Raw genomic sequence first — 20,705 nt, 5'->3', positions numbered from 1 at the left:
AAAAGAGATGAAGGAATATGGATTGAAATGAAGATATTTTTGGAAGGCACTTTAATTGAAAGGAGTCGAAACTGTAAATTTTATAGAAATCGTTTGGAACGGAAGCAAAACGTTGCACAACAAAATGCCTTACGCAAGTTGGGCTTTAACTAATCGCGTCAGTAGTGGCCAAGCCAGCAGTAGGAACAACCAATCCCAACCCTGTGTAAAGCCTGAACATTAGCGGTCCGTTTAGTACGACACACAATAAGACAAGAAATTATGCCAAACGACTATTTAGAAAGCGTAAAAAAACAGTTCGAGTATTACAAAATGCTTGGCGACAAAACATTTTCACAATTGAAAGACGACAAGTTATTTTGGAAATACAATGACGACAGCAACAGTATTGCAACAATTGTAAAACATCTTTGGGGAAATATGCTTTCACGTTGGACAGACTTTTTGACTACGGACGGAGAAAAAGAATTTCGTGACAGGGACGCTGAATTTGAAAACGACATTAAAAACAGGGAAGAACTTTTTGACAAATGGAACGAATGTTGGAATTGTCTTTTCAAATCAATCAACTCTTTGACAACGAACGACCTTGACAAAATTATTTACATACGCAATCAAGGACACACTGTAACCGAAGCAATTAACCGACAACTTGCACATTATCCATATCACATTGGTCAAATTGTATTTTTGGGAAAAATGCTTGCGGAAAACGGATGGACTTCGCTCTCAATTCCAAAAGGAAATTCTCAATTATTTAACAATGACAAATTTTCAAAACCAAAACAAAGAGGACACTTTACAGACGAATTTTTAAATGACAAAAAAGAATAAAAACCGAACCACTAACAGCCGTTTTGCAAAAGTGGAAGTTTAGTGCTGAAAATCCCCGCCATCGAAATGCGGCAAAGCGTTGCCAGTAAACAATGTAATAAGTTTTGATCTAATAAATGATTAAAGCAGCCTATTATGCTATGAAAAAACCATATGTTCCTTTTCTTGCTTTTCTAAGTCTCTTATTTTTGACTTTACCTTTAATAATCGACTTTGTAACTTCTGATATTCAGGCTTGGCATACAACTTTAAATCCACCACAATTTGCATGGAAGTTATTTGTACTGACACTGATATGTTTTATGATAATTGGGAATTGGTTATTCTCTAACAGGGCCGACAAAATAAACTGGATTTTATTTTCTTTTCACGCCTTTTTGACTTTGTCAACTGTTACTTATTTAAAATTACCATACATCTTTTTAGAAATTACGTCTTCGAATCAAAATGATTTGATTAACTCAATTGAATTGAGGATAAAGTTTATTCCTATAGTCTTTGTAATGTTTTTTCTTGCACAAGTCTTACTGATGATTAGTTTTATCAGAACAATTAAGAAAGCTAAGATAGCAGGAGAATAAGAAGGCAGCAGGCAACAAAATGCCTTACGCAAGTTAGGCTTTAACTAATCGCGTCAGTAGTGGCCAAGCCAGCAGTAGGAACACAGATTATCCAAACTGCCCAAAACCTGGAACGTTAGCAAACATTTTAATGAATCTATATGAACAAAATTTTGATAATAATTTTACTATTTCTTTCTACTACTTGTAAAGCACAAACTTTAATTAACCACAAAATAGAGTTTACATCAGATTTAAGAGATTTTAATAATTTACCGGCACTTCGTGAAATATTAAAAGATGTTGAGATAATTGCACTAGGTGAAAATACTCACGGGCTTGGAGAAGTTTTCAGGGTTAAATCAGACTTGGTCAAGTTCTTGCATAAAGAATTAGGGTTTAATTTAATTCTTTTCGAATCGGGTTTTGGTGACGGTGCTTTAGCTTGGGAACAATTTGATTCTTTATCAACTAAAGATTTAACATTATCATTCACTTCAAACTTTTACTATCATTCTAAGGAGATTTTAGAATTAATGGAGTATGTTAAATCTCAAGATAAAAAATTAAAGATTCAAGGTTTTGATTGCCAGCCTCAACAAAATTTTTTAATAAATCGAATGTTTCAAATAGTAATGCCAATTGATTCTGTATTTGCAAAGTCGGTAAAAGTAGAGTTTAGAAATTTCAATAAACTGTATCAATATGAAAATGACAAAGACACAATACGTTTTTACAAGCAAAGAGATGAATTCGTCTCATTTCTAGATACGTATACTAAAATAATGAAAGAAAATGAAAAAAAGCTGTTGAAATCAGGAACAACTCAAAATGAAATAGAAGCCCTTAAAAAATCTAATCAAATTTTTAAAGAGACCTATTCAAAAATTGAATTTGGAAGTATGATGGGCTGGCCTATTTCTGCCAATATTCGGGATAAATCTTTATTTGAAACAATTAAATGGTTCAAAGAAAATAATCCCGAAGCAAAAATCATAATTTGGGCACAAAATAGTCATATCGAGAATAAACCCAAACCAAACAACAGCGTTAATTGGATGGGACACAGCTTAAAAGAAACCTACGTTAACAAATATTATTCATTGGGAGTTGATGTATACAGTGGTAAGAATCTTGATTATAATAGAAGTTTTGACTTTGAACATAATGATAAGAATTACTTAGCTTATCACTTAAATCGATTCAATAGAGAAGCATTTATTTTGAACTTAAGGAATTATAAGCAAAATGATTTTATTAATGAATCTTTATTGGGAATGGAAAGTGGAGGAAATACTGCGAGGTTTATTGCGAAAGAACGATTTGATGGAATACTATTCGTAAAATATAGCAATATACCTCAACTAATAAAAGATAAATAAAACGATTTGCTAACATCGCCAAGCATATACATAGTGGCAATTTAAACATACATTCTATAAATGATAGACAACATAAAAATATTAGACACCAAAGTTCTTTCCGATAATTGGTATGTACTTAGAAAAATTACTTACGAATATTCAAAAAGGGACGGAACAAAATTGACCCAAAGCAGGGAAGCTTATGACAGGGGTAATGGTGCAACAATATTGCTTTACAACAAAGAACAAAAATCTGTTATTCTTACAAGACAATTTCGACTTCCAACATTTATAAATGGAAATGAAACAGGAATGTTAATAGAAGCTTGTGCAGGTTTATTGGACAAAGACAATGCTGAAGAATGTATAAGACGCGAAACTGAAGAAGAAACAGGATATAAAATTACTGAAGTACGAAAAATATTTGAAGCATATATGTCGCCTGGATCTGTGACAGAAATTTTGTATTTCTTTATTGCTGAGTATAACAAAGAAATGAAAATTAACGATGGTGGTGGAGTTGAACACGAAGAAGAAAATATTGAAGTTTTGGAACTTGATATTATGCAAGCAATGAGAATGATTGAAAGTGGAGAAATAAAAGACGGTAAAACAATAATGTTACTTCAATATATAAAACTTAACAACATACTTTAAAACTATGATGATTCTTATTTTTACCTTTAATGCACTTGGCAGGCTCAAAATCAGAGTAATATCAGACTAATTAACCTTGACACTTAATGAAGGCAAAGCACTTGCAAACATTAAGTCAATGGACAAAAAATCAGTCCGTACAATAGATGCCGACCAAGAAGGAATTGAAGTAATTCTTTCTTTTAAAGTTTCCAAAAACGGTAAACAAATAATTTTCTACAATATCAATAACAGGATGCTTTATTATGCACTTATACAAAAAGATAGTACTGTTGAATTGTCATATCCTATAAAAGAAATTTATCAAAGTCTAGACTTTCAATTTGGCAGTACTACAACCAATTTAGCAGTTAACTTTAAAAATAAAAATGCTACGTATATGTTTTACGAGCAATCAAACTAAGTCGGAATTGTAATAAATATAGACGATAAAACATATAAGGGATTGGCGAATTCAATTCAAAAAGCGGTAGCTTAGACAGACTAAGAAATGTGAAACTCAACAATGTACATTGAAAACCCGGTGACGAAGGACAGCCCCTAAAATTGATATCGCCAATAGTTTACGTTATTTTAAGACGATCCAAACCTCACTGATAATATTGTAAAACAGAATGCTAATAGAAACATATACATCAAATTGGATTAAAGATTTTACGGACATAAAAAGTGAAATCGAAAATGGACTTCATGGGTTTGATTATATTATTGAACATGTTGGAAGTACTGCCGTCCCAAATTTGCATTCAAAACCAATTATAGACATTGACATTATCTATTCAAAGAAAACGGACTTTGTAAAGATAAAATCAGGACTGGAAAAAATAGGATATTATCATAATGGAAATCAAGGTATTAAAGACAGAGACGTGTTCAAAAGGAATGGGAAATTGACAAATAAAATTTTAGACATAGTAAAGCATCACCTTTATGTTTGCCCAATTGATAGCCTAGCATTAGAAAGACATATTTTAACTCGAAACTTTTTAAGAAAAAATGAGTGGGCAAGAATAAAATATCAGCAAATGAAATACGAATTAGCTGAACAAGCCAATCAAGATAAAAAAGTATATGCTGAATTAAAAGAACTTAATATTAATGATTTTATCGACTCAATTATAGAAGTAGAAAAACGAACACACAGAATGAAATGTGAATAAAAACTATAAAATAAATTTATGCATTAATCTGACTTATGATCAATCCCGGTTTGATTTCACAGTGTATATATGTGTTTTAAGAGTTGCGTATATTTAAGAGTCAGCGGTAATTTCAACATACCTCATCAAATGATAAAGAAGACAATAATTTTAGTAGGATTTATTATAATTAAATTTTTGCTGCAATACTTTTTGATAAGTTCAGATTACCACTTACAGCGAGATGAATATTTGCACATTGACCAAGGGCAACACTTGGCTTGGGGTTTTCAGTCTGTTCCGCCATTTACTTCTTGGATTGGTTATTTAATTCTGTTGCTTGGGAAATCCGTTTTTTGGGTTAAGTTTTTTCCTGCACTATTTGGAGCTATGACAATTTTTATAGTTTGGAAAGCAATAGAAGAATTGAATGGAAATTTATTTGCTCTAATCTTAGGATCAACATGTGTTTTATTTTCGGCCCTGTTAAGATTAAATACCTTATTTCAGCCAAACTCATTTGACGTGTTGAGTTGGACGACTTTTTATTTTATTGTACTCAAATATATTAAAACAGAAAATATAAGATGGCTTTTCATTGGTGCTATTGTTTTTGCTTTTGCCTTTTTAAATAAGTATAATATTGTATTTCTTTTAATTGGATTACTTCCTTCTATCTTATTAACTGAACAACGTATAATATTTGTAAAAAAAGAACTTTATTTTTCTCTTTTACTTGGGCTTTCAATTGTATTTCCAAATCTTATTTGGCAATACAATAACAATTTTCCGGTCTTTCACCACTTAAAGGAATTGGCAGAAACTCAATTAGTAAATGTAAATAGATTAAACTTTTTGAAGAATCAATTGCTCTTTTTTATGGGCTCTCTAATAGTAATCTTTTCATCCTTTTATGCTTTGCTATTTTATAAGCCATTCCAAAAATATAGACTTTTCATTTTTTCTATCTTCTTGACTTTAATAACGTTTATTTATTTTAAGGCAAAAGACTATTATGCTATTGGAATTTACCCTATTTATATTGCTTTTGGCTCTGTTTATCTTGCAGATATTTTAAAAGAAAATTGGAAAAAATATTTGCAACCAGTAATGATTGCAATCCCTATATTATTATTTATACCAATTTACAAAGTTGCGTTTCCAAACAAATCACCCGAGTACATTATTCAACATTCGAAGCCCTATAAAGACTTTGGTTTACTTCGTTGGGAAGATGGTAAAGATCATTTATTGCCCCAAGATTTTGCTGATATGTTAGGTTGGAAAGAGTTGGCTTTAAAAGTTGATAGCATTTATTCTATAATGCCGAATAAAGAAAAGACACTTATTCTCTGCGACAATTACGGACAAGCAGGAGCAATTAATTATTATACACAACTAAATATAAAGGCAGTTTCATTCAATGCTGATTATATAGATTGGTTTGATCTCACTAAAAACTATGAGAACTTAATAAGAATTAAGGAGTCAAATGAATCATATGTTGAACTTAATGAAACCTCACCTTTTTTTGAAACTTCATCAATTGCAGATTCTATTACAAACAAATATTCAAGAGAATTTGGAACTTTAATTTTTGCCTTTATTGGTTCAAAAATTGAAATTAACAAAAGAATTAAAGATGAGATTGCAGAGAAGAAAAGCCACCACTAACTAGGTTTTGCCAAAACGTTAGCAGTTATACAATTATGGCTCAAAAAAAATTTATTAGTTTAAGGAAAAATCAGAGTTGTGAATAGTTATAATCTGATTGAATTTGCTATTTCTCTCCCAATCCTCCCAAACCCCTCTTAATTACAACAACCTTATGTAATTCCCCAAAGTTGTTTTAGGAGTTGTGTATATTTAAGCTTTAGTAGCCATTTAAAAACTTACCCAGCAATATTTCTCCTCAAATCAAAAAAATATCCAATTAAAAAAAATAGTATGTTAGGACTTAGAACAACAATTTACAAAGTTTCAGACATTCAAAAAGCGACTGAATGGTATGCAAACGCATTTGAAACGAATCCTTATTACAACGAACCTTATTATGTTGGTTTCAACATTAAAGGTTACGAACTTGGACTTCAACCAGAAGATAACCCAACTTTTGATAAAGTTGAAAGTGTAGTTTCTTATTGGGGAGTTGAGAACATTCAATCAACTTTTGACCGACTAATTGAATTAGGAGCAACTGAAAATGAAAAACCATATAGCGTTGGTGGAGATTTAATGACAGCGACTGTTAAAGACCCATTTGGAAATGTTATAGGCTTGATTTACAATCCTCACTTTCAACTAAAAGACTAACTAAGTAGCTGAAATAAAATTTGTAGCTCGATGATTAATAAATATACTGAATGGCATAGCAACTTGCCCCCTTTGAAGAAGTGGACTCTATTTTGTTTTCCATGCAACTTGGATGTCTTTCTTTATGACAATTCCTTTTGATTGGAATGAATTAAAACAAATCGTTAAACCCAAGAATCCCAATAATCAAAGCAATGATTAATGAGCTCATAATTTCCTTAACAAATTAAAATGAATATTAACTTATCACTTTGGTTATTATTGATAACCTTACCAGTAATTACATTAGCTCAATCGACTAACTTTACCATTCAAGATGTAAAGTTTGAAAGTAAGGGCGTAACACTTGCTGGTTCAATTATACAACCTAAAAATCCATTTGCAGCAGTTATAATTGTACACGGGTCTGACCCAGTTAAAAGAGAAATGGAGTTCGCAAAACGTCTTGCTAAAGAAGGTATTTCGGTATTTACGTACGACAAACGTGGGGTTGGAGCATCTGGTGGTGTATATGTTGGACCAACGGTTGGCACTAATAATATTGACACAACGAATATTAATCTTTTAGCTAATGACGCAAATGAGGCTATAAAAACATTTCGGACTTATTTGAGCGACAAAAAAACACCAATTGGATTAGTTGGGTTTAGTCAAGCGGGATGGATCATTCCAATTACAGCAACCATAAATTCAACTTGTGAATTTATGGTTTTATTTAGTTGCCCCACAATAACAACTTTAGAACAACTTCGATTTCAGTTTTATACTAATGGGAACAATTCATTTTGGGAAAATCATACTGACGCTGATGCGTTTGAACACACTAAAAATGACCCAGACAAGTATCATTTCGTAGCAACTGACCCTAAACAATCTTTGAATGCTCTTTCAATTCCTGGACTTTGGCTTTTTGGTGAGAAGGATATACAAATTCCTGTTAAGTTGTGTATAGCGGAATTAAATGCACTTAAAGTTCAAGGTAAGCCTTACGAGTACAGGCTGTTTCGAACACTAGGTCACAATACTGCATCTGATGATAGTGATACAGCTCCTTTTGACATTTCTATTCGATGGATAAAAGAGAAAACGTTAAAGAGTAACAAATTCTTAATGAAAGAGTAAGACATGGCTGTGATTATAACTGACTCAAATAACTTTCAAATGAAGAATCGTACACTTATAAATTTCATTTTAAGCATCATTCAGATTCCACTTGAAGATGCTGAATTTATTTCAACCCATTTTCAACATTTTGAATTTAAGAAAGGGGATATTATTCTAAAAAAAGGAAAAGTAAGCGATGATTACCTTTTTTTAGAGAAAGGGTTGATACGCTCTTACCTGAATGATTTGGAAGGCAATGAAGTTACTACCGATTTCTTTATTGAAAACAATGTTGCATTTGAAATAACTTCTTTTTTTAATCGTAACCCTTCTGAAACAACTATGCTTGCAGTAACAGATTGTATGGGTTATAAAATAAACTTCACTCAACTTAATCAGTTGTTTCATAATAAGCCTTCTTTTCGTGAATTTGGAAGATCTATACTAGTGCGGGAATTTATTGCTACAAAAAAAAGAAACTATTCAATGATAAATCAAACTGCAGAAGAGCGATATGAAAATTTACTTGTTAATAAACCACTAATTTTAAAATATGCGCCTTTAAAACATATTGCTTCCTATTTAGGCATTACAGATAGTACCTTAAGTCGTATTAGAGCCAAATTATAGTTGAAGTTAATTTCTTGCCTTTTGTCAAGTGTACTAAATTATTAGTTTTCCATCTTTGCATATAAATACAATTATGGAAAATTTACCAGCACAGATTAGCATAATTTTCGGTCTAACAACATTTTTAGCGGTTGGACTATTCTACAGATCCGCTAATTATTCCAAAACAACAATATTGATTTTATTAACATGGCTAGCAGTACAAGCCATCATTGGGGTTTCTGGCTTTTATACCGTAACAGACACGATTCCGCCAAGATTCTTACTTTTAATTTTACCTCCCTTTATTTTCATAACAGGACTGTTTATTACTACAAAAGGTAGACAATACCTCGACAGTTTAGATGCAAAATACTTGACTATTTTGCATACAGTCAGAATTTCAGTTGAAATAACGCTTTATTGGTTGTTCGTTAATAAGTCTGTTCCAGAACTCATGACTTTTGAAGGTCGGAACTATGATATCCTGTCTGGCTTAACAGCGCCAATTATATATTACTTTGGCTATATAAAGAAAAAAATGAGCAGAAAATATATCTTAATCTGGAATTTTATTTGTTTAATTCTACTATTTAACATTGTTGTTAATGCTATGCTTTCTGCCCCAATTCCATTTCAACAGTTTGCTTTTGACCAACCTAATATTGCAGTATTATATTTTCCTTTTAACTGGTTGCCATCTTGTTTAGTTCCCTTGGTTCTACTTTCACACTTGGCTACAATTAGGCGATTACTAAAACAGAGGTGAAAAAAAGTTCGCCATGTTGTCAAAAAGGTTTCAATAGTTATTAAAAGAATATTTTTTCTATATTAAACTTTATTCATAAATTTAGTTACCCCAATTTATTCCTTCCCAATTGTTTCGTTTGTAATTTATTACTGACCCTATAAACCTATGCATGGGAGTCAGGTGGCATTGCTTTTATGGTTTTATAATTAATAAGCGATTTCTCTAAATCTCTGTCCTTAAAGCTTAAGATTGATTCTCTTTTAATTGTGATAGAGTAGCCCTGGTATTTCTCTTTTGGTTATCGTTATTTCCTTTTTGGTTATTAATCCTATTGTTTTTTGAAATATTGATGTAGAACTTAACAGTTCAAAATTATATCAATGAAAAATCAGTGGGTTTTATTCTTTCTGTGCAGTCTTTTCATTTTTGTTTTAATTTATACCGCCTCTTCAAAGCTGTTTAATTTTTCTCATTATGTAAATTCGATGCAGTCACAACCTATTTCAAAATGGGTTAGTACTACCTTAACATATTTGATTCCAGTTGCTGAAGTAGTTTTAGCATACTGTATTTATAATAAAGATTTAAGAAGCATTGGTTTATTAGGAACCACCTTTCTGTTGTTTGCCTTTACTGGTTATGTAGCTTATATTAATATAAGTGGATTATATTCCACAACTTGTCCTTGTGGTGGGCTATTTTCTAATTTAAATTGGATTCAACATTTATATGTAAACAGTGCATTAACTGTACTTTCTTTTTTCACTTACTTCTATTATAAAAAATGGTAACAATATTTCCTGGCCACGGAAGCTGGGGGAATGCTGATGCCTCCATAATACAAGTAAGCAAAAACTTAAATTTTACAAAAATGAAAAAGATTCAATTTTTATTTGCTGCAGTTATTATGACTGCAGTATTCAGTGCTTTTACTACAAAGCAGCCAACTACTGTGTATTATAGAAACGCCTCTGGTGTGTTTATAGAAAAAACAACGCCAGGTAATTGCGATCCAAACCAATATAATTGTGAGTATATATGGACAGGTGCAGTAGATCCAAATGACCCACAAGAAGAAGGCAATTATCAAGCTACGGGACTATCTGAAAGTGTTTTTGTTCCATCAGCCCAGTAGTAATTAAAAAGTGCCGGTTTTACCGGCACTTTACTTATTGTACTAACCCTTTTAGTTTTTCTAAAAGATTTGGCCCTCTAAGATCCATTGCAATGATTTTTCCATCTGGATCCAATAAGAAGTTTCTGGGAACACCCCTTATTCCAAAATCATGCATAATCGGTTGATCAAATCCTATAAAAGTAGCTAATTGCTGCCAAGTGATTTTATCTTTTAGTATTGCGTTTTCTAAATCTTTTTTAACATTGTCTACTGAGATACCCAGAAAGATTAGATTTTCATTGTTTTTACTTTGATAAGCATTTACCAAATAGCTATTCTCTTCTCTGCACGGACTACACCAACTAGCCCAGAAGTGAAGAAATAAGTATTTCCCTTTGTAATCGGATAGTTGAATAGTTTTGCCAGTAAGGTTGGGTAAGGAAAATTGGGGTGCTTGTTTTCCTATAGTAACATTGCTTATTTTTTCTAATTTATTTTGTATTTCAATGCCAATTGGGCTGTTTTTGAATTCAGCTGAGAATACATCAAATTCTTCTCTTAGACTTTCTACTTGTTTGGCTTGTCCTACTTTTTCGCCAAATAAAAGAAGACTATATGCTGATTGAGGGTTTATCCGAATGAAAGAGTCTGTAAATGCTTTCAGCTGTTGTGTGAGTTCTAAGCCATTATATTCTTTAACCTTTGCACGATTACCAGTTAAAAATTCTAAATGCACATCGTTTATTTTTGAATCACTAACAATCAATTTTCTAGAAGCATTAATTTTTAGAGATATATTTTCATTCTCTAATATAAAATAACAGCTAAATGCTCTATTAGAAATACTTGATTCTTTTTCTGTATTGGTTTGGATGTAAAGAATAGCTCTCGATACAATGGGTACAGTTCCTACAAATTGAAAATTTCCTTTTTGCATAACAGAGGTATCTCTTCTATTCTTTTGAGTTTGATCTTTGTATTGTAAAATGATTTTTCCATTCCAGTATGTTGTATCAGTTACTTGGCCAGTTATATTGAATTTCTTTTCTTGTGCATCTACATTATTTAAGCAAACTGCACTAAATAGTAATATTGTTATTAGTTTCATTCTCTTATATTTTGAGGGATTCCTGTTAATCTAATTTCTTCATCGGGGATGGGTAAGATATATTTAGAGCTGTTAGGTGCCAATTCATAGACAGTATTCAGAACGACTCGTTTGAGTGTCCTAGCAAAACGAACATCTTTGTTTAGTCTTCTTAAATCACACCAAGCAATGTTGCCTGTGAAAGGAAGTTCTTTTCTCCGTTCTTCTATGATTTTTGATAAAGCTTCGTTTGCATTACTTGCTGTTAGAGGTGTAAAAGTTCCATTTCTCCATCTTTTTTGCAGCAGGCTATTCAATACATTCATTGCACTTGAGTGGTCGCCTAATCTGGCTAGTGATTCTGCTTTTATTAAGTAAATTTCGTTAGTTGCAATGCCTCCAAATGGAGTGGCTGTCTTTCCGGTATAAAAGCCTTTAAAAATTGGACGGTTATTAAAAAGTCTGAATAAAGCCGATTTTCTAAGATCATTATTGTGATAAGATTGATATAAGGTAGAATCGATAAATGAGCCGTTTGATACAAAATTTGAACTGCCACTCATTTCTGCATAATAGATAACTTCTGGATTCTTATTTTGTAAAGTAGCAAATGGTATATTGGCAGTTATGGGTATAATATTAAAATCCATTAATACAGCATAGTTGTTCAAGGCTTCAGAAGCAAATTTTTCTGCCAAGTCCCAACGTTCCATTAGTAAGTAAACGTTTGCCAAAAGCGCTTTTGCGGCAGTACTCGATGGTCTTATTTGGTTATCCGTTGTATTTGGTAGGATTGTTGCTGCAATGGTTAAGTCCTCAATGATTTGGTCATAGCATTGTTTAACTGTTGCTCTTTTCGGCTGCTTGTTAAATTCAGGGGTTAGTTGTAAGATGACACCAAGATCTGTATTATAGGTATTGGCATCATAATGTTTGGAAAAGGCTTGAATGAGATTCAAATAGCCAGCAGCCCTAAAATAATGTGAAGTGCCTTTAACTTGGTTGTATGCACTTTTATTGGATGGTGTAATCGCAGTTTTCAATATTCCTTCTAAAGTTATATTTGCTATTGCTATTGTTTTGTAATTAACTTCCCAATCTGATGCAAATCTTCCTTCATAAATTTGTTTGTTCCAGGTGTAAGTATTTCTTTCTATACCCACAGTTATTGCATTGAATTGATCATTGGTAAGATAGTAGGGGGCGGCACTTATAACAGTTAGTAAGCCTTTTCCCATAAAGTTTACATCATAGTCTAATAAGGCTTGGAACTCATTAATCCTTTCTGGAGTTACACTGTTTAAGTTGGCTTTAATTTCCAACCATTCTTGTTGTTTTTTGCAACTGATAAATAATGTGCAAACCAGTATCGTTTGGGTAATTATAATTGATATTTTTTTATATGCTCGTTTCATATAGTTTATTTTAAATGAAGTTTTAATCCAATTGTATAGGAGCGCATAGGTGGTATATTGTCGGATCCAAAAGAATTGTCATTGGCATCTGGATCTAATCCTTTTTTATTGGCTTTCCATAGAATTCCAACATTATTGATATATCCATAGAATTCAAGTTGAGCTATTCTATTGTTTCTGGTATCAAGTCTATAAGCAACCCTAATATCTTGTAATCTTATATGGTCGCCTCTTTCTACCAGTTCCGAAGAGGCATTGTAGAAGTTTGCTCTTGGTACATTTACAGGATAAACTACAGAAGGTATGTTGGATATTTTCTCATCACCTGGTTTCTGCCATCTATTGGGAAAATCAACATGATGTCTATTAGTAATTAAATCCGTGTAATTGAGGCCGATGGAATTGGTTCTGAAGAAGTATCCCGTTTTATAGGTCATATTAAGAGAAAGGCTGAAGTTTTTATAAGAAAAGTCTTGCCGAATTGCTCCGTAGAATGTGGGTCTGCCAGATCCATGAAAATGAAGGCTGTCAGGATTGGTATTTGCTAGGATAGCTGTATAGTTTTTACTTGGTTCGCCATTGAGTATCCCCATTGGGTCACCATTAGATGGATCAATGCCTGCAAATCGATAGCTCCAAACACTAAATAACGGCTTTCCAAGTTGTGCAACTAAGTTGCCACCACCTGCCATAACCAATTGTGTTGGTAAAAACTTATTGTCAAATTTTACAACTCTGTCATGAAGGGTATTTACAAGAAAGTTGATATTCCACTTTAGTTTTCTTGTTAATACTTTCAGATTTATTTGTGCTTCAATTCCTTTGGTAATTGTTTCAGCACCGTTTGCACGTAGCGTTCTAAATCCAGTATAAGTTGCCAATTCTTGGTTTTGAAGTAAATCTTGACCTTGCTTATTATACCATTCAATGGTTCCGCTGATTCTATTGTTATGAGTTGAAAAGTCAATGGCTAAATTGATGGTTTTTACTTTTTCCCATCTTAGAAATGGATTGGGGGGAGAAGATATAATGGCGGTTGGAAGTCCAGTTGTTCCGCTTGTAAAATAGGTTGCTGTTAATAATGAATTTGCATTTACTGCATTGCCATTAAAACCATAAGTTGCTCTTAGTTTCAAAAATGGCATCCAGTTAACCTCATAGAAAGATTCTTTACTAATATCCCAGCCAATACCCGTTGACCAAAGCGGTACAATTTTTTCATTGGTTCTTACTCCGAATAAATTGGCACCATCTGTACGAGCGCTAATGGTAAATGTATATTTCTTCTTGTATTGATAACCTGCATTGGTATAAAATGAAACAAAACGATTGATCAGTCCTGTTTCTAAGTTCGAGCTTGAAGGAATTAGAAAATTGCCAATAGGATGAATGGGTAAAGAATTCTGGTAGTTCAAGTTGCTTCTGCCAATTCCATAGAGTTCATCATATCCCAGTACTGTTCTTGAAAAGCCATCGGTTTTTCTCTGTCTAATTTCAAAACCTGCTATAGCATTAATTGAATGATCTGTGTTGATGGTTTCTTGGTAGTTGATTTGTCCACGTAAATTCTGACTATTCATAGTAGTCTGAGATTGGTCAAGAATTCCGCCAATTGGGACTGGATAAGTAAATGAACCGTTGCTGTTTCTAACTGAAAAACGATTGATTAAATTTCTTGCGGCATAGGTTTGACTATTTCTTAAAAGCCTAGTTTGTGTGGTTTGGTATTCCTGTTGATATTGTAGATCGAGATTAAATTGGTTATTTATTTTATACTTTAGTCCAATTCTGGCTATCAGGTTTCTGATATCTGTTTTTTGTTCTGTGTTTGCTATTTCATTTAGAATATTAAATCTCCAGGGCTGAAATCCCATCGCTTCAACACTATCTAGGTAGGAGGACCTATAATCCTTCACTACATTCAATGGATTCCCAAATTCATCAGCTAATTTGGCATATGGGTAAAGAAAGTTCGATCCAAAGTAGTTTAAAGTAGTTGACCGATAGATGCTGGTATTAGGTTGTTCATTAATTGAATTAAGGAAATAAATTGAAGTGTTCAACTCTAGTTTAGGGGCAATTTTTATTACTTGTTGGGTTTGTAAAGTGAATCGGTTGTTTTGATTCGCAATTAAGCGTTCAATATTCTTATCATAGCCTAATGAAAAAATATAACTATGTTTTTCGGAACCGCCTCTCAACTGTAATGAATATTGTTGTCTTTGCTCTTTTCGATAAATATGTTTACTGAATTCGTCTCTTAAGTCGTTTCTACTAAGGGTTGCTAATTGTTGGTCTAATTCATCTTGGTTGATACGGTTAAGTCTACGTAGGTTCAGCAGTTCCACTACGGGAGTTACAGCTGTTCTTGTGGTATTGTTGTTTAAAGTGGTATTATAGTATCCTTTATTAAATAAGAACTGTTCTGTTTCAATGTAATCCTTAGATGAAACATAGTTTCTAGAGTACTTTAAATTGGGGGCATCCGTAATAGTAAAGTTTTGATTGAACTCTATTTGAAGCGGCTGATTAAACTTTCCTTTTTTAGTAGTGATAACTATTACACCGTTTGCCGATCTAGAACCCCAAATAGAAGCTGCTGCGGCGTCTTTTAGAACTGTAATGGTTTCTACATCATTTGGATTAATGCTGTTTAAATCTCCTTCATATGGAAAGTTGTCTAATACAATTAGTGGGGCAGCTTGGTTGTTCAATGCTTCAAGGGTACTTCTACCTCGGATATTAATTTTATCTTCTCCGGAGTTTTTACCAAAGAGAACACCTGGCGTTACTCCTTCTAGTCGGTCTAGAATATTACTAGATACTCTTCTATTCATTAGTTCATTATTTAGTACAGCAAAAGAACCAGTGGCTCTTTCTCTTGGAATAGATTGAAAGCCAGTTTGAACGGTTACATTCGATTCTCCGTATGCTGGGAGTAGTTCAAAAACAGTAATTCTTGGATTATACGGAACAGACAAATTAAGGTATCCTTCTGCTCTAAATAATAAAGTGTCAGTTGCTTTAATCTGCTTCAAGCTAAATCTTCCTGTTGAGTCGCTTGTTGTTCCATTTTTACTCAATTTAATTTGAATAGAAACAAAGCCAATAGGTGCTTTTGTTTGTGCATTAATTATTTGGCCATTGAAATATTGATTCTGTGCTTTTATATTTTCTACTGGTTTGCATAAACAGAAAATAGTTAAAACACGTATAAGATTACGCATAGTAATGGGTTTAAGAATAAAAAAATAATGGGGGTAAGAACCATTTGTTTTATTCTTCCTGTTATATCGGATTCTTAGGTTTTTTAGCGAACTGCGTAAGCAATAGATGCAATGCCCACTTGGGGGAAAGACAGTTCGTACATTGGTTAAATCCTTTTTTCATACTCCGTATTTATGGGTAAATCGGAGTCGGATAAATTGAGTTTGGCAAAAAAATAGCGTGAACTCAACTTATCGATTCAAGGTACCTAGGAGAACCTGTGCACGAATAAGAGAGCCCACGCCTTAACGTGGGCATTCTACTTATCGTCTCGTGCACTTGAAATTTCCTAGGTTTCAGAATCGAGACTCAAAGCGAATGCTTCAATGTTTTAGAAGTATCGCAAAATTACCTTTTAATAATACTGTTTTCCCAAATATAAGAAAACGCCTACAATATATAGGCAAATTAAAAAATATTTTTCGTTTTTTATTTATGGCAAAAACCTTAAAGAAAAATACCATTGATTGGTATATCATCAGCAAGGTTAAAGATTTGCGAATTAAGCAAGGGATGAGCCAAGAAGAACTCGCTGTAAATCTAGGTATAAGCCGTGGCTTTATTGGTCATATTGAAAGCCCTCAATTTGTATCAAAATATAGCATGGTACAGTTGAACGAAATTGCAAAAATCTTTAAATGCTCTCCAAGAGACTTCTTGCCCGAAAAACCACTTTAAATTGACCAATTTCTGGTAAACTGTTATTTTATTAGATTTTTTTTAAACTGTCCAGGTGTAAGCTGGTGAAACTTCTTAAACTGTCTAATAAAATGTTGCGGTTTTTTAAAGCCACAAATAATTGAAACTTGCTTCACACTATAATCTAAATGAGTTTCCATTAGTAACCTGCTATACTCCATTCGTTTTTCAATAATATATTGGTGAGTTGTTTTTTGGAATATTGCTTGAAATTTCAGTTTTATAAATTGCCTATTTAAATTAGCTTGAATTGATAAGCTCATTAAAGTATGTTGCTTAAAAGGATAACAGTCTATAATATTTTTAACCACAAATATTTTTCTTTCCGATTGGCTTTGGATAGTATGCTCATTAATTCGAGAGGTATAGTCAAAGCAAAACCGCGAAAGAATAACCTGAAGTTGCGACATCAAATGACTAGACAATAAATCTGAAAATTCGCAAGGCGCAAATAATTTATCCCACTCAACCTGGGTTTTGAAGTCTATTGAATTAACTATTATTGGATAAATAGTACTTTTTTCAAAAAGCGGTAAAAAGTAGCTAAGCAAAATAGTGTCAGCTGCTTCTTTCAAATTGCAACATACAAAAGCATATTTATCTTTATTGAGCGTAATATTTATGGTTTTACCTATTTGGTTATTGCTAAATAGGGCCGACTTTTCAGGCAGTTCAATTAATTTTTCTCTTATTAGTACCTGATCTATTTTACCGCTTCTTAAATAAAAAAGAAGCCACTTACATGAAACGGATTTCAGGAAAAGGTCTACCTGCTTATTTACAATGAGCTGATAATAATATATATCGAAAATTGGACTGTTGTAATACTGGCAAAGTTGGGTATGCGTGTTGTAATTTTTTGTTTCATTCTTAAACCCTGTTATAATAAAATCGGGCCTTTTTCTAGAAAACTTAGTGTTTTCTATTAGGTTTTCAGAAAATTTGGAACTCGTAATAAGTAGCATTTGAATTATTGAGTGGTAACTAATGCACAATAAACACAACTACAATTGGTGGTAACTTTTCCTTGATTATCTATTAAAACAGTCACTTTACAGGTACATTCATACCCCTCGCAAAATGTAATACTATATTGATCTATAAGCTGTGTTGAAGGTTTTTTTTCAAGCAGTATATTGTGGTTGCCAGTATTCGTAGTATAGAATATAATTGCAAGGGTAGATGAATCAGACTTTATATAGGATATAGTTTGAATGTCTCTTATTTTTTCTGTTGGATTCCTTTTATTCAGAATTTTAGTGAGTTGCTGTTTTGCGTCTAATTTATTCAAAAAGAACTCGGCATTAGAAAATGAATCAGTTTGTTTTGAAGATTCATTTTTGTTACATGCAAGTAACATACTGATCACTATCAGATAGACTATTTTCTGGTTCATGGTTTACTATTTCTTGTAAAATCCTAGAAGTAGTTCTTCTTTAAATTCTTTATTGTGAATTCGAGGAGTATTACTGTGAATTCTGCTTTAATTCTGTAGTAAGACTATTATGAATAAAATTGTACCCTTTCTTTTGCTATTTATACTTTCAAAAAAAGTAATTGCGAATACAGACTCAATTAACCACTTTATTGGCGTTATTGACTACAGTCCATTTGTAATTCAAACAAAGGGTATTGTATTTGGTTTTAACAATGTAGATACGTTTAGAATAGGAAGCGGCAGGTTGATTTTAAATTCTTTTAGTAGAAATAAAATAGTTGAGTTTGATCATTTAATTCAATTAAAAGCACCTTTAAGTACAAAGGAAAGGAAATGGATTATAGCTGAGTTTAATCAAGGATTAAATAAACAAAATCAAATTAGCATTGAATTAAATGAAAAAGACAATAAGATTTTAGACACTTTAATGGAGCCTGGCCATATTATTACAGTCTTTTGGTTAAGCACAAGGAATAAGATTTACCAGCGAATGGTTTTCAAGTGTGAGAATTTAGCGCCAAAACTTTCAGGGTATCGTAATTTTAAAAATAACGATAGTATAGATCAAATTCATAAAGCAAGGCAATTCGTAAAGTCAAATTTCCTTACTTATGGGTTTATTCAGCAGGAAGGCAAGAACCTCCAATTAATTGCTGACAATAATATGGAATTGAGATTCGTTAAGCCAGATTTACTGTTAGATTCTTCAATTAAATACCGATTACTTAAGTTAGATAACAAGTTGAATCAAAATTGGATTAAAGCAGGGCATCTATTAACCTTATCAAAGTTAAAACCTAATAGTACCTATATACTTGAAATAAAATATAGTGGACAGTCTGAAACTAATAGGATAGAAATTAATACCAAAAAGAGATTTTACCAAGAATTATGGTTTATTCTGTTATATATTTTTAGCATTATTTGTTTTATCTTTTTTACAACAAAATGGTACTATCGAAGAAAAATACGGCAGCTTACTATTCAAAGAAATAGAATAGAAGAGCAATTGAAAATGATACAATCACAGCTTAATCCCCATTTTGTTTTTAATGCACTAAGTTCAATCGAAGGGCTTGTTTCAACTGGTCAAAACGATTTAGCCAACGAGTATTTAACAAACTTCTCAAGTATTTTAAGAGAGACCTTAAAAAACGCTAATCGGATTTTTATAAGCTTAGAAGAGGAATTGCTTTTTATTGACAAATATTGTAAAGTAGAGCAACTAAGATTTGGATTTAGTTATATAATTGAAGTTGATGAGGTTATTAGTACAGCCGAACTTGAATTACCGCCAATGTTGCTTCAACCAATTATTGAAAATGCTATTAAGCATGGTTTATCATCCCTGAAGAAAAAAGGGTCTTTAAAAATTGATATTGCTAAAGCTGGGCTTGATTTAGAGATTTTGATAACTAATAATCGAAATTTGAATAAAAATGAAGTGGGCACTGCTGGTGGGTATGGGCTAAAATATACTGAAAATCGAATTAACCATTTTAATCAACTTAACCCACAGAACACCATTATTTACAAACTTGACATGCATGATACTCATTCAATTTCAACCTTGCGATTTAAATATTGGTTTTTATAATTTAGTAGAAAGCAGTATTTCCCTAACCTGTGCTATCTTAAGTTTTGAAATTGGTACGATTTTTTTATTCATTAATTCTAATGTTGAATCTTTTCTAATACTTCTAATATAATTCTGATTAACAAGATAGGATTGATGAACTCTTATGAAACCTGTTTCACCCAGTAGTTCTTGGAAGTAGTAAATGCCTTTTGAAATAATCAACTTTTCATTAGTAGTTGAGTAGATTAGGGTATAATTATTAGCGGCTTCTAAGTATATAATTTGGCTAATTTTTAAAAGTATTATTTCTTGACTTTGTGGAACAGCAATTGTAGGTTCTATTTCATTCTTTAAATTTAGGTTATTCAATAGATTTTTTAATTGCACTTTATTATAATCACTTATTTTGAACTTTTTAGCCTTTTGAACTGAAGCTATTAATTCAGTATGAACAATTGGTTTAAGTAAATAATCTAGTGCAGAGAATTTGATGGCTTTAAGTGCATACTCTTCATACGCCGTTATAAAAATTACCGAATAAGGAATACCCTGAATCTTTTCAAGTAAATCAAAACCAGACTCAGTTCCTAGATTTACATCAAGAAAAATAATTTCTGGTCTATGTTCTAGAAATAAGCTAACAGCCTGGTCTATATTGTCAGCTATTCCAGTTATTGAAATTTCGGGACAGTATTTTTTGATAGCAGAATCCAATTGAATCTGGCTTTGGTATTCGTCTTCTACTATTAAGGCTTTCAATTTTCGGTTTTTC

The 20,705-nt window shown here is 32.2% G+C and carries 21 protein-coding genes; 15 read left to right on the top strand and 6 right to left on the bottom strand.

Annotated elements, in window-relative coordinates; genetic code table 11:
• Nucleotides 1-261: 261 nt before the first annotated feature.
• The 13 genes from Q8S25_RS04465 to Q8S25_RS04405 all read left to right on the top strand — a co-directional run bounded on the left by Q8S25_RS04465 (nucleotide 262) and on the right by Q8S25_RS04405 (nucleotide 10,466).
• Nucleotides 262-834, top strand: coding sequence for a DUF1572 family protein (locus Q8S25_RS04465; RefSeq protein ID WP_305535254.1), 573 nt, complete (start codon nucleotides 262-264; stop codon nucleotides 832-834).
• 116 nt (nucleotides 835-950) lie between these two features.
• Nucleotides 951-1,415, top strand: a complete 465-nt coding sequence (locus Q8S25_RS04460; RefSeq protein ID WP_305535252.1) for a hypothetical protein — start codon at nucleotides 951-953, stop codon at nucleotides 1,413-1,415.
• Nucleotides 1,416-1,555: 140 nt separating this feature from the next.
• A complete protein-coding gene (locus Q8S25_RS04455; protein WP_305535250.1) occupies nucleotides 1,556-2,776 on the top strand; it encodes an erythromycin esterase family protein in 1,221 nt (406 codons plus the stop codon).
• A 60-nt stretch (nucleotides 2,777-2,836) separates the two neighbouring features.
• Nucleotides 2,837-3,415: a GDP-mannose pyrophosphatase NudK gene (nudK, locus tag Q8S25_RS04450; protein WP_305535248.1), complete on the top strand. Its 579-nt coding sequence runs from the start codon at nucleotides 2,837-2,839 to the stop codon at nucleotides 3,413-3,415.
• A gap of 118 nt (nucleotides 3,416-3,533) precedes the next feature.
• Nucleotides 3,534-3,818: a hypothetical protein gene (locus tag Q8S25_RS04445; protein ID WP_305535246.1), complete on the top strand. Its 285-nt coding sequence runs from the start codon at nucleotides 3,534-3,536 to the stop codon at nucleotides 3,816-3,818.
• 211 nt (nucleotides 3,819-4,029) lie between these two features.
• Complete coding sequence (locus Q8S25_RS04440; RefSeq protein ID WP_305535244.1) at nucleotides 4,030-4,575, top strand: GrpB family protein; 546 nt, start codon at nucleotides 4,030-4,032, stop codon at nucleotides 4,573-4,575.
• Between the two features lie 129 nt (nucleotides 4,576-4,704).
• Entirely contained in the window at nucleotides 4,705-6,228 is a 1,524-nt protein-coding gene (locus Q8S25_RS04435; protein WP_305535242.1) for a glycosyltransferase family 39 protein, read from the top strand.
• A 273-nt stretch (nucleotides 6,229-6,501) separates the two neighbouring features.
• The gene (locus Q8S25_RS04430; protein ID WP_305535240.1) at nucleotides 6,502-6,867 is read left to right on the top strand and encodes a VOC family protein; all 366 of its coding nucleotides are present in this window, start codon (nucleotides 6,502-6,504) and stop codon (nucleotides 6,865-6,867) included.
• A gap of 231 nt (nucleotides 6,868-7,098) precedes the next feature.
• Nucleotides 7,099-7,989 (top strand): S9 family peptidase, encoded by an 891-nt coding sequence (locus Q8S25_RS04425; RefSeq protein WP_305535238.1) that lies wholly within the window; start codon nucleotides 7,099-7,101, stop codon nucleotides 7,987-7,989.
• Between the two features lie 39 nt (nucleotides 7,990-8,028).
• Nucleotides 8,029-8,601: a Crp/Fnr family transcriptional regulator gene (locus tag Q8S25_RS04420; RefSeq protein ID WP_305535236.1), complete on the top strand. Its 573-nt coding sequence runs from the start codon at nucleotides 8,029-8,031 to the stop codon at nucleotides 8,599-8,601.
• Nucleotides 8,602-8,776: 175 nt separating this feature from the next.
• On the top strand, nucleotides 8,777-9,349 hold the full coding sequence (locus Q8S25_RS04415; protein ID WP_305535234.1) for a hypothetical protein: 573 nt from the start codon (nucleotides 8,777-8,779) through the stop codon (nucleotides 9,347-9,349).
• A 362-nt stretch (nucleotides 9,350-9,711) separates the two neighbouring features.
• A complete protein-coding gene (locus Q8S25_RS04410) occupies nucleotides 9,712-10,122 on the top strand; it encodes a MauE/DoxX family redox-associated membrane protein (protein WP_305535232.1) in 411 nt (136 codons plus the stop codon).
• An 80-nt stretch (nucleotides 10,123-10,202) separates the two neighbouring features.
• On the top strand, nucleotides 10,203-10,466 hold the full coding sequence (locus Q8S25_RS04405; protein WP_305535230.1) for a hypothetical protein: 264 nt from the start codon (nucleotides 10,203-10,205) through the stop codon (nucleotides 10,464-10,466).
• A 34-nt stretch (nucleotides 10,467-10,500) separates the two neighbouring features.
• Here Q8S25_RS04405 and Q8S25_RS04400 read toward each other — a convergent pair whose 3' ends face one another.
• The 3 genes from Q8S25_RS04400 to Q8S25_RS04390 form a co-directional block, all read right to left on the bottom strand.
• Complete coding sequence (locus Q8S25_RS04400) at nucleotides 10,501-11,556, bottom strand: TlpA disulfide reductase family protein (RefSeq protein ID WP_305535228.1); 1,056 nt, start codon at nucleotides 11,554-11,556, stop codon at nucleotides 10,501-10,503.
• Nucleotides 11,553-12,857 carry a RagB/SusD family nutrient uptake outer membrane protein gene (locus Q8S25_RS04395; RefSeq protein WP_305535226.1) on the bottom strand — a complete coding sequence of 435 codons (1,305 nt, stop codon included), beginning with the start codon at nucleotides 12,855-12,857 and terminating at the stop codon, nucleotides 11,553-11,555. The genes Q8S25_RS04400 and Q8S25_RS04395 overlap by 4 nt, the downstream gene beginning before the upstream one ends.
• A 98-nt stretch (nucleotides 12,858-12,955) precedes the next feature.
• Nucleotides 12,956-16,177: a SusC/RagA family TonB-linked outer membrane protein gene (locus tag Q8S25_RS04390; protein WP_305535224.1), complete on the bottom strand. Its 3,222-nt coding sequence runs from the start codon at nucleotides 16,175-16,177 to the stop codon at nucleotides 12,956-12,958.
• A 358-nt stretch (nucleotides 16,178-16,535) separates the two neighbouring features.
• Between Q8S25_RS04390 and Q8S25_RS04385 the strand changes: the two genes are divergently transcribed.
• A complete protein-coding gene (locus Q8S25_RS04385) occupies nucleotides 16,536-16,895 on the top strand; it encodes a helix-turn-helix domain-containing protein (protein WP_305535222.1) in 360 nt (119 codons plus the stop codon).
• Between the two features lie 23 nt (nucleotides 16,896-16,918).
• Here the strand turns inward: Q8S25_RS04385 and Q8S25_RS04380 are convergent, their stop codons facing one another.
• Nucleotides 16,919-17,491, bottom strand: a complete 573-nt coding sequence (locus tag Q8S25_RS04380; protein ID WP_305535220.1) for an AraC family transcriptional regulator — start codon at nucleotides 17,489-17,491, stop codon at nucleotides 16,919-16,921.
• 395 nt (nucleotides 17,492-17,886) lie between these two features.
• Complete coding sequence (locus tag Q8S25_RS04375) at nucleotides 17,887-18,312, bottom strand: hypothetical protein (protein WP_305535218.1); 426 nt, start codon at nucleotides 18,310-18,312, stop codon at nucleotides 17,887-17,889.
• Nucleotides 18,313-18,598: 286 nt separating this feature from the next.
• On the opposite strand from Q8S25_RS04375, the gene Q8S25_RS04370 reads away from it, so the two are divergent.
• Nucleotides 18,599-19,951, top strand: coding sequence for a sensor histidine kinase (locus Q8S25_RS04370; RefSeq protein ID WP_305535217.1), 1,353 nt, complete (start codon nucleotides 18,599-18,601; stop codon nucleotides 19,949-19,951).
• On the opposite strand, the gene Q8S25_RS04365 is transcribed toward Q8S25_RS04370, so the two are convergent.
• Nucleotides 19,946-20,692 (bottom strand): LytTR family DNA-binding domain-containing protein, encoded by a 747-nt coding sequence (locus Q8S25_RS04365; protein WP_305535215.1) that lies wholly within the window; start codon nucleotides 20,690-20,692, stop codon nucleotides 19,946-19,948. The two genes, Q8S25_RS04370 and Q8S25_RS04365, sit on opposite strands and share 6 nt — an antisense overlap.
• Nucleotides 20,693-20,705: the final 13 nt, after the last annotated feature.

Source organism: Sediminibacterium sp., from assembly GCF_030695065.1.
Lineage (GTDB): Bacteria > Bacteroidota > Bacteroidia > Chitinophagales > Chitinophagaceae > Sediminibacterium.
The sequence above is the reverse complement of the archived record's forward strand: the minus strand, read 5'-3'. Positions and strand labels throughout refer to the sequence as shown.

Coding starts and splice junctions, on each gene's coding strand:
- Q8S25_RS04455 (WP_305535250.1), top strand. CDS start 1,556: ATGAACAAAATTTTGATAATAATTTTACTATTTCTTTCTACTACTTGT.
- nudK (WP_305535248.1), top strand. CDS start 2,837: ATGATAGACAACATAAAAATATTAGACACCAAAGTTCTTTCCGATAAT.
- Q8S25_RS04425 (WP_305535238.1), top strand. CDS start 7,099: ATGAATATTAACTTATCACTTTGGTTATTATTGATAACCTTACCAGTA.
- Q8S25_RS04430 (WP_305535240.1), top strand. CDS start 6,502: ATGTTAGGACTTAGAACAACAATTTACAAAGTTTCAGACATTCAAAAA.
- Q8S25_RS04445 (WP_305535246.1), top strand. CDS start 3,534: ATGGACAAAAAATCAGTCCGTACAATAGATGCCGACCAAGAAGGAATT.
- Q8S25_RS04460 (WP_305535252.1), top strand. CDS start 951: ATGATTAAAGCAGCCTATTATGCTATGAAAAAACCATATGTTCCTTTT.
- Q8S25_RS04440 (WP_305535244.1), top strand. CDS start 4,030: ATGCTAATAGAAACATATACATCAAATTGGATTAAAGATTTTACGGAC.
- Q8S25_RS04400 (WP_305535228.1), bottom strand. CDS start 11,556: ATGAAACTAATAACAATATTACTATTTAGTGCAGTTTGCTTAAATAAT.
- Q8S25_RS04390 (WP_305535224.1), bottom strand. CDS start 16,177: ATGCGTAATCTTATACGTGTTTTAACTATTTTCTGTTTATGCAAACCA.
- Q8S25_RS04465 (WP_305535254.1), top strand. CDS start 262: ATGCCAAACGACTATTTAGAAAGCGTAAAAAAACAGTTCGAGTATTAC.
- Q8S25_RS04385 (WP_305535222.1), top strand. CDS start 16,536: ATGCTTCAATGTTTTAGAAGTATCGCAAAATTACCTTTTAATAATACT.
- Q8S25_RS04420 (WP_305535236.1), top strand. CDS start 8,029: ATGAAGAATCGTACACTTATAAATTTCATTTTAAGCATCATTCAGATT.
- Q8S25_RS04435 (WP_305535242.1), top strand. CDS start 4,705: ATGATAAAGAAGACAATAATTTTAGTAGGATTTATTATAATTAAATTT.
- Q8S25_RS04410 (WP_305535232.1), top strand. CDS start 9,712: ATGAAAAATCAGTGGGTTTTATTCTTTCTGTGCAGTCTTTTCATTTTT.
- Q8S25_RS04375 (WP_305535218.1), bottom strand. CDS start 18,312: ATGAACCAGAAAATAGTCTATCTGATAGTGATCAGTATGTTACTTGCA.
- Q8S25_RS04405 (WP_305535230.1), top strand. CDS start 10,203: ATGAAAAAGATTCAATTTTTATTTGCTGCAGTTATTATGACTGCAGTA.